This window comes from Streptomyces sp. NPDC101178, assembly GCF_044767965.1.
Classification (GTDB): domain Bacteria; phylum Actinomycetota; class Actinomycetes; order Streptomycetales; family Streptomycetaceae; genus Streptomyces.
The window spans coordinates 714,272-729,530 of the sequence record NZ_JBIWOZ010000002.1 but is presented as its reverse complement, the minus strand read 5'-3'; the positions used below and the strand labels follow the sequence as shown (position 1 = coordinate 729,530).

General features: G+C 73.1%; 12 protein-coding genes. 7 read left to right on the top strand and 5 right to left on the bottom strand.

Annotated elements, in window-relative coordinates; all coding sequences use genetic code 11:
- Positions 1-48: 48 nt before the first annotated feature.
- Positions 49-1,869, bottom strand: coding sequence for a coagulation factor 5/8 type domain-containing protein (locus ACIRR8_RS07400; RefSeq protein WP_404060125.1), 1,821 nt, complete (start codon positions 1,867-1,869; stop codon positions 49-51).
- Between the two features lie 321 nt (positions 1,870-2,190).
- On the opposite strand from ACIRR8_RS07400, the gene ACIRR8_RS07395 reads away from it, so the two are divergent.
- Positions 2,191-2,700, top strand: coding sequence for a DUF4265 domain-containing protein (locus tag ACIRR8_RS07395; protein WP_404060122.1), 510 nt, complete (start codon positions 2,191-2,193; stop codon positions 2,698-2,700).
- A 71-nt stretch (positions 2,701-2,771) separates the two neighbouring features.
- On the opposite strand, the gene ACIRR8_RS07390 is transcribed toward ACIRR8_RS07395, so the two are convergent.
- Entirely contained in the window at positions 2,772-3,338 is a 567-nt protein-coding gene (locus ACIRR8_RS07390; protein ID WP_404060730.1) for a sugar O-acetyltransferase, read from the bottom strand.
- A gap of 444 nt (positions 3,339-3,782) precedes the next feature.
- Between ACIRR8_RS07390 and lanKC the strand changes: the two genes are divergently transcribed.
- The 4 genes from lanKC to ACIRR8_RS07370 all read left to right on the top strand — a co-directional run bounded on the left by lanKC (position 3,783) and on the right by ACIRR8_RS07370 (position 10,471).
- Complete coding sequence (gene lanKC, locus ACIRR8_RS07385) at positions 3,783-6,434, top strand: class III lanthionine synthetase LanKC (protein WP_404060119.1); 2,652 nt, start codon at positions 3,783-3,785, stop codon at positions 6,432-6,434.
- Between the two features lie 69 nt (positions 6,435-6,503).
- Positions 6,504-6,635 carry a SapB/AmfS family lanthipeptide gene (locus ACIRR8_RS07380; RefSeq protein WP_327220400.1) on the top strand — a complete coding sequence of 44 codons (132 nt, stop codon included), beginning with the start codon at positions 6,504-6,506 and terminating at the stop codon, positions 6,633-6,635.
- Between the two features lie 205 nt (positions 6,636-6,840).
- Entirely contained in the window at positions 6,841-8,592 is a 1,752-nt protein-coding gene (locus ACIRR8_RS07375) for an ABC transporter ATP-binding protein (protein WP_404060116.1), read from the top strand.
- Between the two features lie 28 nt (positions 8,593-8,620).
- Positions 8,621-10,471, top strand: a complete 1,851-nt coding sequence (locus ACIRR8_RS07370; protein ID WP_404060113.1) for an ATP-binding cassette domain-containing protein — start codon at positions 8,621-8,623, stop codon at positions 10,469-10,471.
- Here ACIRR8_RS07370 and ACIRR8_RS07365 read toward each other — a convergent pair.
- From ACIRR8_RS07365 to ACIRR8_RS07355, 3 genes are all read right to left on the bottom strand, one after another.
- On the bottom strand, positions 10,440-11,063 hold the full coding sequence (locus tag ACIRR8_RS07365; RefSeq protein WP_404060110.1) for a LuxR C-terminal-related transcriptional regulator: 624 nt from the start codon (positions 11,061-11,063) through the stop codon (positions 10,440-10,442). The genes ACIRR8_RS07370 and ACIRR8_RS07365 overlap by 32 nt on opposite strands.
- A gap of 453 nt (positions 11,064-11,516) precedes the next feature.
- Complete coding sequence (locus ACIRR8_RS07360; RefSeq protein ID WP_404060107.1) at positions 11,517-12,398, bottom strand: tetratricopeptide repeat protein; 882 nt, start codon at positions 12,396-12,398, stop codon at positions 11,517-11,519.
- A gap of 50 nt (positions 12,399-12,448) precedes the next feature.
- Complete coding sequence (locus ACIRR8_RS07355; RefSeq protein ID WP_404060104.1) at positions 12,449-13,468, bottom strand: GNAT family N-acetyltransferase; 1,020 nt, start codon at positions 13,466-13,468, stop codon at positions 12,449-12,451.
- 117 nt (positions 13,469-13,585) lie between these two features.
- On the opposite strand from ACIRR8_RS07355, the gene fdxA reads away from it, so the two are divergent.
- Positions 13,586-13,906 (top strand): ferredoxin, encoded by a 321-nt coding sequence (gene fdxA, locus ACIRR8_RS07350; protein WP_003966501.1) that lies wholly within the window; start codon positions 13,586-13,588, stop codon positions 13,904-13,906.
- A gap of 122 nt (positions 13,907-14,028) precedes the next feature.
- Entirely contained in the window at positions 14,029-15,123 is a 1,095-nt protein-coding gene (gene dapC, locus ACIRR8_RS07345) for a succinyldiaminopimelate transaminase (protein ID WP_404060101.1), read from the top strand.
- Positions 15,124-15,259: the final 136 nt, after the last annotated feature.

The window sequence follows — 15,259 nt, the reverse complement described above, 5'->3', positions numbered from 1 at the left end:
CCGGCGCTCATCAGCAGCCGGGCCCCGCTTCCGTACAGGTCCCGTGAACTACGGGAAGGACACCACCTGCGAGGGGATCGTGTCCGTGCCGGAGGTCGGGGAGCCGACCTCGTTGATCACGTGTTCGTACTGGCCGTTGCCGCCGAGCGAGACCACGATCAGGCTGTGGAACTTCACGCCGGGCTTCACCGGTGCCTTGAAGCCGTGGCCCTGCACGATGGTCGGATCGACGTTGTAGTAGCAGTAGCTGCCCATGCCCCAGCCCTCGTGCTCCTCCACCGAATCGTCGACCCGGTAGGCCGCGTAGCCCTTGGTGTCGCCGTTCTGGATCGCCTCCTGGTTCGGGGCGTCGTACGCCTTCTCGTTCTGGAAGAAGATGGTCCGGCCGCGTTCGCCGTACCACTCGACGTCGTACTTGTTGAAGTGCTCGACGAACAGCCCGGTCGCCAGCACGTCGTCACCGTTGACGCGGACGCCGTAGTCGGCGCGGTTGGTCTCCCAGCCCCAGCCCTCGCCGTGGTCGGCGCGCCAGACCCAGGTGTGGTCGATGATCACGTCGTCGCTGTTGACGACGATGCTCGTGGTCGCCTTGCCGGGGCCCGCGCCGCCGATCCGTACGAACACGTCCTGGAGCGAGGTGGGGTTGGCCGCGTGGTCGGCCGAGGCGTTCTCCGGGCCGACCTCGATCAGCGTCTCGGAGTTCACCGGGCCCGCGTCGACCAGCAGGCCCGCGAGCTTCACGCCGGATACGTCACCGACCTTGATCGCCGTCACCCCGTTGTCCGGGATGATCGTCGCGAGGCCGATGCCGAGGGCCACGGTGTCCGCGCGGTTGATGTTGATCGTCTCGTCGACGTGGTAGACGCCGGGCGTGAAGAGCAGATGCAGGCCCTGCTCCACGGCCGCGTTGATGGTGGCCGCGTCGGCGCCCTCCTTCACGACGTAGAACTGGTCCAGCGGGATCGACTCGCCGGCCGGTGTGCCGTCGGCCCACGAGACGCCGCGCGCGTTCTCCCGCTTCTTTGGCACGAAGACCTTGTAGTCGTCGCCGTCGAGGTAGAGGAACGGCTTCTCGCGCGAGATCGGGGTGGTGTCCAGCGTGGTGTACGGAGGCTCCGGGAAGCTGTTGGCCGGTGCGCCCTCGACGCCGGAGAACGTCATGTTCCAGACGCCGTTGCCCCAGCCGCCCACCGAGCTGTCGCGGGTGTACCACTGCTGCTGCGAGTACGGTCCGACCTCGCCGTCGATCTTGGAGTCGGCGATGTAACCGCCGCTGGCCCAGCCGTAACCGTCGGGCGCGAGGTTCAGCCCGCCCTTGACGTGCATCCGGCGGAAGGGTGCGGCCTGCGAGACGGCCCAGCGGTTGGTGCCGGAGACCGGGTTGAGCGTCAGGTTCTCCGCCGAGCGCCAGAAGTTCTGCGTGGCGTTGCCGTCGAACCAGCCCGCGTCGACCGTCACATCGCCGTTGAACGTGGTGTCGTTCGGGTTGAGGCCGAGACCGGCGATCTGGGTGTAGAAGCCGATCTGCGCGTTGATGTCGTCGTACGTGCCCGGCTTGAACAGCAGCGCGTAGCGGTCCAGGCCGAACTGCGCCGACTCCTGCTTCTTGAAGATCTCGTCGACCTTGCCCTGGATGTCGGGCGTGGACGGGTCGAAGACATGGACGTTCGGTCCGAGGTCACCGCCGCCCGGGACGGCGGCCTGGGCCTTCCGGTCCCCTTGGACCTCTTCGCCGAACGCTGTCTGGGCGGTGGGGACGGCCATGAGCAGCGATACGGCGAGCGCGGCGAACCCGAGAGCTCTGGAACGGCGGTGCCGGCGGGGTGCGGAGCGCGGTGCGGTGCTTGGTGCGGTGGGGGGAACATGCATGAAGGTACGTCTCCTGGGTCGTGGTACGTGTGCACGACGGACGGGCGGGAGAGCGCCTGTGGGGAGAATGCGAGAGAGCGCTCTCTCGTTACGGTGATGTTTCCCCGGTGGGCCTGTACGCGTCAAGAGGTGTGCGTGAGGTGTCTCGTCGGAGCGGCCGGATTCGCAACAACTGACTTCAGCGGTGCGGTGATTGAGCGATTTCGTGGCTAGTTGGGGTGCTCGTTGACTTCATGAACTGATGCCCCGCCTGTGTGCGGTGGTCGCCGTCGGTACGGATCCGGACGAGCGGGTGCGCGGCGCACGGGGGACCATGGGGTCATGAGCTCGCCCGACGCCGGTCCGCCGCGCCCGCCTCGGGGCGGCGGGCGGCGGATCAAGGTCTGGTTCCGGTTCGTCCCACGGGCGGACCGGCTGCCGTACGACACCGAGGGGCTGTGGGCGACCCGGCTCGGCGCCGACACCGCCCGGGTCGACAACGTGCCCTTCCTCCAGGACGGAGTGGCCGAGGGCGAGACCGTACGGTTCACGACCGACGCGGACGGCGTGCACTGGGCCGCCGGACGGGTGGCGGACTCGGGCAACTGCACCGTACGCGTGCTGCCCGTGCCGGACGGGCCGCTCGGCCGGGACGCCCGCGCCGTGCACGAGCGGCTCGCCCCGTTCGGGCTCGGCTGCGAGGTCTTCAGCGCGGACTTCCCGCTGGTCGCGTTCACCGTGCCGGGCGGCGCGGACCTCGGCGCGATCAAGGAGCTGCTCGTCCGGGGCGAGGACGAGGGGTGGTGGCACGTCGAGGTCTCGTGCGCGACGGAGGCGTGGTGGGAGGCGTAAGAGGCGGGAAGCGTAGGAGATGAGCCGCCGGGGCCGTGGCGCAGGCTCGGTCCACGACCCCGGGTTCATGGTCACGGTGCCGCCGGCCCCGCCTCCTCGCCCTCCCCGATCTTCCGGATCACCCGGGCCGGATTGCCCACCGCGACCACGTTCGCCGGCAGGTCCTTCGTGACCACCGCGCCCGCGCCCACCACCGTGTTCTCCCCGATGCTCACGCCCGGACAGACGATCGCTCCGCCGCCCAGCCACACGTTGTCCCCGATCGTGATCGGCTGCGCGGCCTCCCACTTGGCGCGGCGCGGCTCCGGGTCGATCGGGTGGGTCGGGGTGAGGAGCTGGACGTTCGGGCCCATCTGGACGTCGGCGCCGATCGTGATGCGGGCGACGTCCAGGAACACCGCGCCGAAGTTCACGAACGTGCGCGGGCCGACCGTGGTCCGGTGCCCGTAGTCCACCCGCAGCGGCGGCCGGATCTCGGCGCCCTCGCCCAGCTCGCCCAGCAGCTCGGCCAGCGCGGCGCGGCGGGCCTCGGGGTCGCCGGCCGACGTGGCGTTGAAGCGCTCGTTGAGGAGCGCAGAGCGCAGGGCGTCCGCCGCGATCTCCGGGTCGTCGGCGAGGTAGAGCTCGCCCGCGAGCATGGCCTCCCGCTGGCTGCCCGGCGCCTTCTTCGCTTCGTTCTCGGGGGAGTCGGGCGTGTGCTGGCTGGTCACGAGGTCGTCGTCTCCTTCGTTTCCTTCGTACGGGGTGATCCGTTCCCCTGCAGTCTGCCTGCCGCCTCCCGTCCGCGTCCCGCCCGCAGCCCCGGCGTCAGCGCCACCGTCACCGCCGGCGAGGGCCGGGCCGTGACCGCACGGCCCGCGCTCCGCAGGCGGAATCCGTACCTCGGCGAGGACGGGCCGTTGTGCGCCGCCTGCCGAACGCGCCCCGCGCGCGCCCCCGCCCGCAGCAGGGAAAGCACCATTGCGCGATGCGGTCCGCATGGATCGTGCGCATGTATGAGTCGTGACATCGGTGACTATTGGCGGTGCTCATCGTTATGACAATTTCTCTCTCGCCACCGAAGACCGAGCGGAGGGAATGTCGTGAATCCGGAGTACGCCGCGTACTGCCAGGCGAGCCGCCGCTTCTACGACGCACCCCACCGTTCCCTCGAAGAGGGCGCCGAGGACCGCTCGTTCTACGCTCCGGTCCAGGGCGCCGCACCCGACGGATGGACCCGTTCCCGGCGCGGTGACTGGCTCTCCTTCAGCCCGGACGGGCTCCGGCTGCCGGCGCAGGGCTGGAAGATCCACATATCGGCCGCCGCCGACAACGCCGAGTCGGTCCTGGAGCGGGTCGCGGCCTACTGTCTGGCCCACCGGCTGCCTTTCAAGTGCATACCCTCTCCCGGCCTGTTGGCCCTGCGGAACTCCAAGTACGCGGACCGGGCCGGGAGCGGCAAGTTCATCACCGTGTATCCCCACTCCGAGGACACCTTCCCCAAGGTGTGCACCGCGCTGATGGAGCTGCTGGAGGGCGAGCACGGCCCGTACATCCTCAGCGACCTGCGCTGCGGCGACGGCCCGGTGCACACCCGGTACGGCGCGTTCGCCGCCCGCTTCTGTACGGGCCCCGACGGGCGGCCCGTGCCCGCCGTCGCCGATCCGCAGGGCCGCCTGGTCCCGGACGACCGGGGGCCGGCCTTCCGGATACCGGCCTGGGTGACCGCGCCCGACTTCCTGCGCCCGCACCTCGAAGCCCGCGCCGCCGTCGGCCTCGGCGACCTCCCGTACACCGTCGAGAAGGCGCTGCACTTCTCCAACGGCGGCGGGGTCTACCTCGGACGCGACACCCGGACCGGCGAGCAGGTCGTCCTCAAGGAGGCCCGTCCGTACGCCGGGCTCGCCGCCGACGGCGCGGACGCCGTCGCCCGTCTTGAGCGGGAGCGGACCGCGCTGGAGCACCTGGCCGGACTGGAGTGCGTACCGGCCGTGCACGACGCGTTCGAGGTCGGCGACCACCACTTCCTGGTCCTCCAGTATCTGCCCGGCATCACGCTCAACACCGTCTTCGCCCGCCGCTTCCCGCTCGCCCGGCAGAACCCGGCGCCCGAGCAGCTCGCCGAGCACGCCGCCTGGGCCGAGGAGTTGTACGGGCAGGTCGAGCGCGCCGTCGAGGCCGTCCACGCCCGTGGCATCGTCATCAGTGACCTGCACATGAGCAACGTCATGGTCGACGAGGAGTCCGGCCGGATCGCGCTGCTCGACTTCGAGGCCGCCTCACCGGCCGCCGACCGCCGCCGCCAGATCGTCGCCAACCCGGCTTTCGTCGCCCCGCCCGACCGGCGCGGGACCGACATCGACCGGTACGCGCTCGCCTGTCTGCGGCTCGCGCTGTACCTGCCGCTCACCACGCTCTTCGGCATCGACCGCACGAAGGCCGCCGGCCTCGCCCGGGAGATCGCCCGCGTCTTCCCGGTGGCGGAGGACAGCCTGCGGCCGGCGGTGGAGGAGATCCGGCGCGGTGCGGAACCGGAGGTGCGGGCGGGTGCGGAGACGGCCGACACCGCCGGTACGGCGGTGCCCGATCCCGGCGACTGGCCCGAGAGCCGCGCCGCGATGGCCCGCGCCATCGCCGCCTCCTGTACGCCCGACCGCGACGACCGATGTTTCCCCGGCGACATCGCCCAGTTCGCCACCGCGACCGGCGGCCAGTCCTTCGCGTACGGCGCCGCCGGCGTGCTCTACGCCCTCCACGAGACCGGCGCCCCGCGCTGCGAGCCGGCCGAGGAGTGGCTGGTGCGGCAGGCCAAGGACCCGGCCTCCGGCTCCCCGCTCGGCTTCTACGACGGCCTCACCGGTATCGCCTGGACCCTGAACCGGATCGGCCGCACCGCCGAGGCCGCCGACCTCGTCCGGATCGTCCTGGACCAGCCGCTCGAAGGCCTGGCACCCGGACTGCACAGCGGTTACGCCGGTATCGGCCTCGCCCTCGACGACCTGGCCCGCACCGCCTCCGCCACCGAGGCCCCGGCGCTCGCCGCGGCCGCCGGCCGCGCCACGGCCCTCGCCGTACGCGCCCTGGTCGACGGCCCGCCCTCACCGCGCACCGGTCTCCTGCACGGCGCGACCGGCGTCGCCCTGCTGCTGGTCCGCCGGTACGAGACCACCGGCGACCCCGCCCTGCTCGACCTGGCCGCCGCCGCTCTCCGGCGCGACCTGGACCGGTGCCGGGCGGGCGACGACGGCGAACTCCTCGTCGTCGAGGGCAAGCGGCTGATGCCGTACCTCGGAGCGGGCAGCGCCGGCATCGCGGCCGTCATCGACGCCTACCTCGCCCACCGCCCCGATCCGGAGCTGGAGGCCAAGGGCCGCGCCCTGCTCCCGGCCGCGCTCTCCGCCTTCTACATCCAGCCCGGACTGCTGCGCGGCTCGGCCGGACTCCTGATGCACCTGGCGGCCACGCCGCTGTGCGACGAGGAGACCCGGCAGCGCGCTGTCGGCCTCCACACCCGCCTCCTGGCCGGTCACGGTCTCGCGTACGGAGGCGGACTCGCCTTCGCCGGCGAGCAGTTGATGCGGATGTCGATGGACCTGGCCACCGGGACCGCCGGCTGCCTGCTCGCCCTGGGCAGCGCGCTGGACACCGCGCCGGGTCCGCCCACCACGCTTCCCTTCCTCGCCGCCGCCGCTCCACCGGTGGCGCACCCCGGCCGCGCGAGCGGCCCCACGGACCGGCTCCTTCAGGGGTCGTAGCACCACAACCGCTCAACACCCAGCCGGAGCAACGGGTTCCGGTTACCGTCCCAGAAAGGAAACACCATCATGGCGCTTCTGGACCTTCAGGCGATGGAGACCCCGGCCGAGGAGGCCTTCGGCGAGCTCGCCACGGGCAGCCAGGTCTCGCTGCTGGTCTGCGAGTTCAGCTCGCTGAGCGTGACCCTCTGCACCCCGTGATGCAGCGCCGCCCGGCCCGCCGGTGACCTCACCGGTGGGCGGGGCGGCCCGTCCGCCGGTCCCGAGCGGTTCGTCCGCCCGGGACCGGCGGCGTACGTACGTCAGCCCGTCCGTACGCGAGCGCGTCCGTACGTCCGTACGCGAGCACGTCCGTACCGCCAGCACGTCCGAACGCGATCGACGCGGGTCCGGAAGGGAAGACCACGTGCGGCTGAAGCCCCGCCCACCGACGCCCTCCGGCACACGCCGGCTCGCCCGGCGCCACCCGGCCGCCCTCCTGGCCCTGTTCCTCTGCTCCACCGGCGGCGCGCTCGCCGCCCTCGCGCTGCCCGCCGCCCTCGGCCACACGGTCGACGGGCTCATCGGCGGCGGCCCCGTCCCCTGGTCCGGGCTGCTGCTCTGCGCCGTACTGACCCTCGCCGAGACCGGGTTCGACGCGGGCGCGGCCGTGCTCACCACCCGCACGGGCGCCCAGCTCACCGCCCACCTGCGCACCCGCACCACCACCCGGGTCCTGGCCGCCGAACCGCGCCGTGCCCTCGCCGTACCGACCGGCGACCTCACCGCCCGGCTCACCGCCCGCACCGCCGACGCGGCGACCGCGCCCACCACCGCGGCCGGAGCCGTCGCGGGCGTCCTGCTGCCGCTCGGCGCGGTCACCGGCCTCTTCCTCATCGACCCGTGGACGGCGGCAGCTTTCCTGCTCGGCGCGCCTCTCCTCTTCGCCCTCCTGCGCACCTTCACCCGCCGCACCGCCGACGCCGGGGCCGACTACCAGCGCGCCCAGTCGCTCATCGCCCACCGCCTCACCGAGGCCCTCGACGGCGCCGAGACCATCCGCGCCGCCCGCACCGGCGCCCGCGAGTACCGCCGCATCCTCGAACCGCTCTCCGCACTGGCCGACCACGGCCGCCGCACCTGGGCCGTGTACGGGCGGGCCGCCGGCCAGAGCGCGCTGCTGCTGCCGCTCCTCATGCTGCTGGTCCTCGCGGTCGGCGGACTCCGGCTCCACACGGGCGCGATCGGCGTCGGCGACCTGGTCGCCGCCTCCCGGTACGCGGCCCTCGCCGTCGGCATCGGCTCCCTCACCGGAGCGCTCGGCGCCCTCGCCCGCAGCCGCGCCGCCGCTCGCACGCTGGACCCGCTCCTCACCCTGGACCCGCTGCCGCACAAGGGCCTCGGCCCGCTCCCCGGCGGCCCCGGACACCTCGAACTCCGGGACGTCGGCGTCGTACAGGACGGAGAGCCGCTGCTCACCGGCGTACGCCTCACCATCCCCGGCGGTACCTCCCTCGCCGTCGTCGGCCGCTCCGGCTCCGGCAAGTCGGTGTTCGCGGCGGTCGCGGGCCGGCTGCTCGACCCGGACACCGGAACCGTGCTCCTGGACGGCGTACCGCTGGCCGCCATGGACCCGGCCCTCCTCCGCCCCGAGATCGCCTACGCCTTCGCCCGCCCGGCCCTGCCCGGCACCACCGTGGAGGACACGATCGCCCTCGGGCCGTGGACCGCCGGTCCCGAGGCGGTACGGGACGCCGCCCGCGCCGCCCGCGCCGACGGGTTCGTCGGGCTCCTCCCGCACGGCTACGCCACCCCGCTCACCGACGCCCCGCTCTCCGGCGGTGAACGCCAACGCCTGGGCCTGGCCCGCGCGTTCGCCCACCCGGGCCGCCTGCTGATCCTGGACGACGCGCTCTCCGGCCTCGACACCGTCACCGAGCACCACGTGCGCCGCGCGCTCGACGAACGGGCCGGGCGCTCCACCCGGGTGATCGTGGCCCACCGCCTCTCCTCGGCCGCCCGCGCGGACCAGGTGCTCTGGCTGGAGGACGGCCGGGTCCGGGGGACGGGCCCGCACGAGGAGCTGTGGACGGACCCGGAGTACCGGGCGGTGTTCCGTACGGAGGCGGGGGAGGCGCAGGCGCTGCCACGGGCCCGTACGGAAGCGGGGATGCAGTGACAGCCCGGAGTACGGAGGCGGAGGCCCGGTGAAAGCACCTCGAACCGCCCGCCGCGACGGCGCCCTCACCCGCGTCACCCGTGACGCCCGTCCCTTCCTCCGCGCCCGCACCGCAGTGGTCCTGCGGCTGGCCGGCTGGTCGCTGCTGGAGTTCGTCCAGACCTTCCTGGGCGGATTCGGCGTCGCCAGGGCGCTGGACCACGGCTTCCTCGCCGGACGCCCGCTCACCGGCCTCCTCTGGCTGGCCGTCGCCGCCGTCGCCGTACTCCCCGCGCAGCTCGCCACCCGCGGGGTCTTCGGACGCCTCGCGGACCTGGTGGAGCCGCTGCGCGACGGACTCGTGCGGCGCGCGGTCTCCCGCGCGCTCACAGGCGCCCTCGCGCACCCCGCCGGGACCACCGCCCGCTCCCTCTCCCAGGTCACCCACCAGAGCGAGATCGCCCGCGACGGCTGGGCCGGACTCGTCCTGACACTGCGGTCGTTCGTGTTCACGGTGGCCGGGGCCGTGGTGGGCCTGCTGGCCCTGGAGCCGCGCCTCCTGCTGCTCGTGCTGCCGCCGCTCGTCCTGGGCGCCGCGCTCTTCCTGGCCACCCTGGTCCCGATGGCCGCCCGCCAGCGCGACTACCTCACCGCCGACGAGGCGTACGCGGCCCACGCGGGGCGGACCGCCGCCGACCTGCGGGACATCGCCGCCGCCGGAGCCGCCGACCGCACGGTGGCGGAGTCCGAGGCCCTGGCAGAGGACCAGGTCCGCGCGGCCCGTGCACTGGCCCGCTGGTCCGGCGTACGGGTGGTGGCCCTGGCGGTCTGCGGACGCTTCCCGCCCCTCCTGCTGCTCCTCGGCGCCCCGTGGCTACTCCGCGACGGCCTTACACCGGGCGCGCTGGTCGGCGCACTCACCTACCTCACCCAGGCGCTGGCCCCGGCGGTCCAGGCGCTGATGACCATGCTCTCCACGGTCGGCGGCCGGCTGCTGGTGGTCCTGGACCGGTTCACCGACGCGCCGCCGCCCCCGGCCGAGGACGAAGCCGACGACCGGCGGCCACTCCCGCAGGGCCGCGCACCCGTCGCCGAGCTCCGCGCCGTCACCTTCGCGTACGGACCGGCCGCGCACCCCGTGCTGGACCGGCTCTCGCTCACCGTCGCACCCGGCGAGCAGCTGGCCGTCGTCGGGCCGAGCGGCAGCGGCAAGTCGACGCTCGCCGCCGTCCTCGCCGGGGTGGAGGCGCCCACCGGCGGCGCGGTGCGGTGGCACGGGCGGCCGGTACGCGCGGCCGACGCCACCTCCGTACGGGCTCTGCTGCCGCAGCACGCGTACGTGTTCACCGGTTCGCTGCGGGACAACCTCCGCTACCTCCGCCCCGGCGCGAGCGACCGCGACCTGGCCGCCACGGCCGACGCGCTCGGCCTGGACCCCCTGCTCACCCGGCTCGGCTCGCTCGACGCCCTGCTGGAGCCGGACCGGCTCTCACAGGGAGAACGCCAGCTGATCGCGCTCGGCCGGGCCCATGTGGCGGCCCCGCCGCTCCTCGTGCTCGACGAGGCGACCAGCCGGCTCGACCCGGCCGCCGAGACCCGGGCCGAACTGGCCTTCGCCGCGCTGCCGGGCGCTCTGGTCGTCGTCGCCCACCGCCTCAGCTCGGCCCGGCGCGCCGACCGGATCCTCGTGATGGACGGCCCGCGCACCCGCTGCGGAACCTCGGCGGAGCTGCTGCGCACCTCGGAGCTCTACCGCGACCTGGCGGGCCTCTGGGCGCCGGACGACGCCCACGGCGAGCCAGTGGCAGTGGACCACGGGCCGGAGCGCACACCTCACGAGGCGGAGAGCACACCTCACGGGGGCGGGTTCATATCCACCCCGCCTCCTTCGCCCGTCTGATCGCGTCGACCCGATTCCGCGCGCCGGACTTCCGAATGGCGGCGGCGAGGTAATTCCGTACCGTCCCCGGCGTCAGATGCAACCGCCCCGCGATACCGGAGACCGTCTCCCCGCTCTCGGCAAGGGAGAGCACGCTCAATTCCCGCGGAGATAAGGGCATGTCGGCCACCTGCAACAGGCTGAAGGCAAGTGACTCGTCGATATGCCGCCCGCCGTCGGCCAGTTTGTGCATGACCTCGGAGAGGTCGTCCACCGGCCGGTACTTGTCGATATAGCCGCGGGCCCCCGCCTCGTACGCCCGGCGCAGTCCGCGCGGCCGGTCGCTGCGGGTGAGCACCGCCAGCGGACAGCCCCTGCCGTGCGGTTCTGCCAGCGATCTCACCTCCGCCAGGACGTCCAGCGCGTCCGGACAGTCGAGGTCGGTGAGGAGCACATCCGGTGCTGGTCCCGCCTCCTGACCGAGGCCGGCGAGCGCCGAACGTATCGCGCCCCGGTCGGCGGTCGTCACGTCTATTCCCTGCCCCGCGCCGAGCAGGGAAGCCAGCGAAGCACGCCACAGCGGCACGGTGTGGACCAGCAGAACGGTTGTCATCAAGCTGCCCTCGGCATTTCTCTCCGGGCGCGCGCACTACAGACGTATCGCAGAACGCGATGGCGTGTGCGCGTCGGGTGACGGGTCTCCAGTGGAGCGCATGAGCATTCGGGTACGCCGACGAATTGGCGGATTCCCGTGCCTGATGGGCGCGGATGGGGGCGTTCGGATGTACAGCGGGAGCGCACGGCGTGGCGGACTGGCCGAATCCGGCTCCATGAGAGGGGGGTCGGACGGGCGGGAGCGCGCAATTCCAGCCGATTCCGGCGGTTGTTGGCTCAGTTCAGCCGCGAACCTCTGTCGGTCGGCCGTTATTCCGTTCGTGCCAGAGGTCCCGACCGGCCGTTGGCTCAGTTCTGCTCAGTTCAGTTCAGATTCCAGCTCGGTCCAGCTCAGCTCGGTTCAGTTCTGTTCGGTCCAGTTCTGTTCGGTCCAGCTCGGGTTCGATTCTGCTCAGTTCAGCAGGGCCCGGGCCGCTTGGGCCTGGTGCCGGACCGACTCGGCCGTGGTCGGCTCGATGGTGTCGAGCACCTCCGCGTACTCCTCCATCTCCGCCGCCCCGCGCTGGAACTCGCCGCGCCGGACCAGGATCTGGGCCCGCTCGTAGCGCAGCCGTGCCGGGTGCGAGGGCAGGAGCAGGGAGAGCTCCACGGCCCAGAGGGCCACGTCCGTGCGCTCGGGCCGGGCGGCGGCCCAGGCCCGGACGTTGTTGAGGATCCGCAGCACGATCTCCAGCGGCCGCGCGGGCGTCAGCATCGACGGCTCAAGGGGCGCGCCCGTCGCCGTGGTGACCAGGAGGTCGGCGTCCTCACCGGTCAACGGCGCGCCGCCGGTGAACGGATCGACGAGCACCTGATGGCCCGGATCCCCGAAGCCGACCACGAAATGGCCCGGCAGCGCCACCCCGTACACCGGGGCGCCGGCCCGCCGGGCGACCTCTATCCACACCACAGAGAGCAGGATCGGCAGTCCCCGGCGGCGGCGCAGCACCTGCTGGAGGAGCGAGGACTCCAGCCGCTGGTAGTCCGCCGACGATCCGCAGAACTCGTGCCGGTCACCGAGCAGTTCGGCCAGCGCCGAGGCCCAGGCGGCCGGTGAGCGCGAGCCGTACGGCAGCAGCCCGGCCAGCCGGTCCAGCTCGATCTGCGCCGCGTCGATCCCGTACGGATCGGCGGACGGCTCGTCCGGGTCGATGGGGCGCGGCTCCTCGGGCCCGACCGGGCCCGCCTCCGCGCCCAGCAGCAGGCAGAGCAGAGCCAGATCCGGCCGCTCGGACCGGGCCTCCTCTGCGAACTGCCGCCGGCGGTCGGCCGTACCGGAATCCCGCGCGCTCATATGCGAACCATGCTCCTGCTCGTGCCTGCCTCCGCGCGACCGCGGAACCTTCAGCTCCGCTCCGCGGGCCGGAAGTGGTGGTAGCGGTGGTGCGCGGCGAAACCCATGCCGTCGTACAGCGCCCGCGCCCCTTCATTGTCCTCCTCCACCTGGAGCCAGGCCGCCGATGCGCCCTCGTCCAGGGCCTGCCGGGCCAGGGCCGCCATCACCGTGGTGGCCAGCCCGCGCCGCCGGTGCCCGGGCGCGACCTCGACGGCCATGAACCCGGCCCACCGCCCGTCCACCACACACCGCCCGATCGCCGCAGGCGCCTCGTCCCGGCCCTCGCCCTCGTCGCCGGCCACCGTCGCGAACCAGACCGAAGGACCGCTGCCGAGCACCTTCAGCACCTCGGGGCCCGGCGTGGAGAAGCGCTGGTAGCGCGCGAGCCAGGCGTCGGCCGGCGCACGGCTCAGCCGCACCGCCGACACGTCCACGTCCAGGTCACCGACGGGTGCCAGCGCGGCGATCCGCACCTCCGCCGTGACCTCGCGCCGCCACCCGTGCCCCTCCAGCTCCGCGCAGAGTGCCTCCTGCGCGCCCTCGGCCCCGGTCGCCGTCTGGATGTAGGGAGGCAGGCCCCGCTCCTCGTACCACCGCTCGACCCGCCCGAACGCCTCGCCGAGCGGCAGACCCGGATCGCCGAGCGGCAGCGCGGAGTTGGCGCGCCGGGTGAAGCCGCCGGCGGCGCGCAGCCGCCACTCGCCCAGCGGTTCGCTCTCCACCGGCTGCCAGGCGCGCGCGGTGACGGCCGCCAGCTCCGCGAACGAGGCCGCCGGGCCCCGCCTGCGGGCCGGGGCGGCGGGGACGACCTTGCCCGCCACCAGGGAGGATTCCACGATGTGGACGGACTCCCCGCTCTTCGGTGTGATCGCGACCACACCGTCGTTCCATGATGTGAGAACGCCGACCGTGTCGGTGAACTCCGCGCCCGCGTCGCCCGCCGCGGAACGCCGCCGGACCGAAACGCGTTTACCCACGTCAGCCGGTGTGATCCGGACTTCCAGCCGTCCGCCCATGGTGAATTCCACAGCTCAGTCCGCCCCTCCTGTTCGGATCGTGCCCGAGAACGGAGATACTAGGGGCGGGCATCGACGACGCCGCGCTCCCGCGCGAGAGCCAACGCCCTACCGAGGAGGAACGACAGCGTGACCTACGTCATCGCGCAGCCTTGTGTCGACGTGAAGGACAAGGCCTGCATCGAAGAGTGCCCCGTCGACTGCATCTACGAGGGCCAGCGGTCCTTGTACATCCACCCGGACGAGTGCGTCGACTGCGGAGCCTGTGAGCCGGTCTGCCCGGTCGAGGCCATCTTCTACGAGGACGACACCCCGGAGGAGTGGAAGGACTACTACAAGGCGAACGTCGAGTTCTTCGACGACCTCGGCTCGCCGGGTGGTGCTTCCAAGCTCGGTCTCATCGAGCGCGACCACGCGTTCGTCGCCGGACTGCCGCCGCAGAACCAGTAACCGGCGGTACCACGTGCGCAGCCCGGTCCCGTACGGCATGTCACCGTGCGGGACCGAGGCGTTCCCCCGTACCGCTGCCGGTATCCGAGCAGCCTGAGAAAGCCCCGAGAAAGCAGAGCCCCGTGTCCGCAGTCTCCTCCCGCCTCCCGGCCTTCCCCTGGGACAGGCTCACGCCGTACAAGACCACGGCCCAGGCCCACCCGGACGGCATCGTGGACCTCTCCGTCGGTACGCCGGTGGATCCGGTGCCCGAGGTGATCCAGCGGGCGCTCGTGGCCGCCGCCGACAGTCCCGGCTATCCGACGGTGTGGGGCACCGAGGCACTGCGCGACGCGCTCACCGGCTGGGTGGAGGGCCGCCTCGGCGCGGTCGGTGTGACGCACGCCAACGTGCTGCCGGTCGTCGGCTCCAAGGAGCTGGTGGCCTGGCTGCCGACGCAGCTCGGGCTCGGCGCGGGCGACAGGGTCGCCTACCCGCGGCTCGCCTACCCGACGTACGAGGTCGGCGCGCGGCTCTGCGGTGCGGAGCCCGTCGTCTACGACGACCCGACCGAGCTGGACCCGGCCGGGCTGAAGCTGCTCTGGCTCAACTCGCCGTCCAACCCGACCGGGAAGGTGCTGGCCAAGGACGAGCTGATCCGGATCGTCGCCTGGGCGCGCGAGCACGGCGTGCTGGTCTTCAGCGACGAGTGCTACCTGGAGCTGGGCTGGGACGCCGAGCCCGTCTCGGTGCTCCACCCGGACGTCTGCGGCGGTCACTACGACGGGATCGTCGCCGTCCACTCGCTCTCCAAGCGCTCCAACCTGGCCGGTTACCGGGCCGCGTTCATCGCGGGCGACGCGGCGGTCCTCGGTGAGCTGCTGCTGATCCGCAAGCACGGCGGGATGATGACGGCCGCCCCGGTCCAGGCCGCCACCGTCGCCGCCCTCGGGGACGACGTGCACGTGGCCGAGCAGCGCGCCCGGTACGCGGACCGCCGCCTGGCCCTGCGCGCGGCCCTGGAGGCGCACGGCTTCCGGATCGAGCACAGCGAGGCGAGCCTGTACCTCTGGGCGACCCGCGACGAGCCGTGCTGGGAGACCGTGGCGTACCTCGCGGAGCTGGGCATCCTGGTGGCACCCGGCGACTTCTACGGCCCGGCGGGCGAGCGCTTCGTCCGGGTGGCGTTCACCGCGACCGACGAGCGGGTGACGGCGGCGGTCAAGCGCCTGTCCTGACGTACGGTGTACGGGAGGGGCTCCTGACGTACGCGTTGGGGAGGGGCGGGGGGGGGGGGGGGGCGGCCCCCCCCCCCCCCCCCCCCCCCCCCCCGCCGGGGGGGGCCCCCCCCCCCCCCCCCCACCCCCCCCCCCC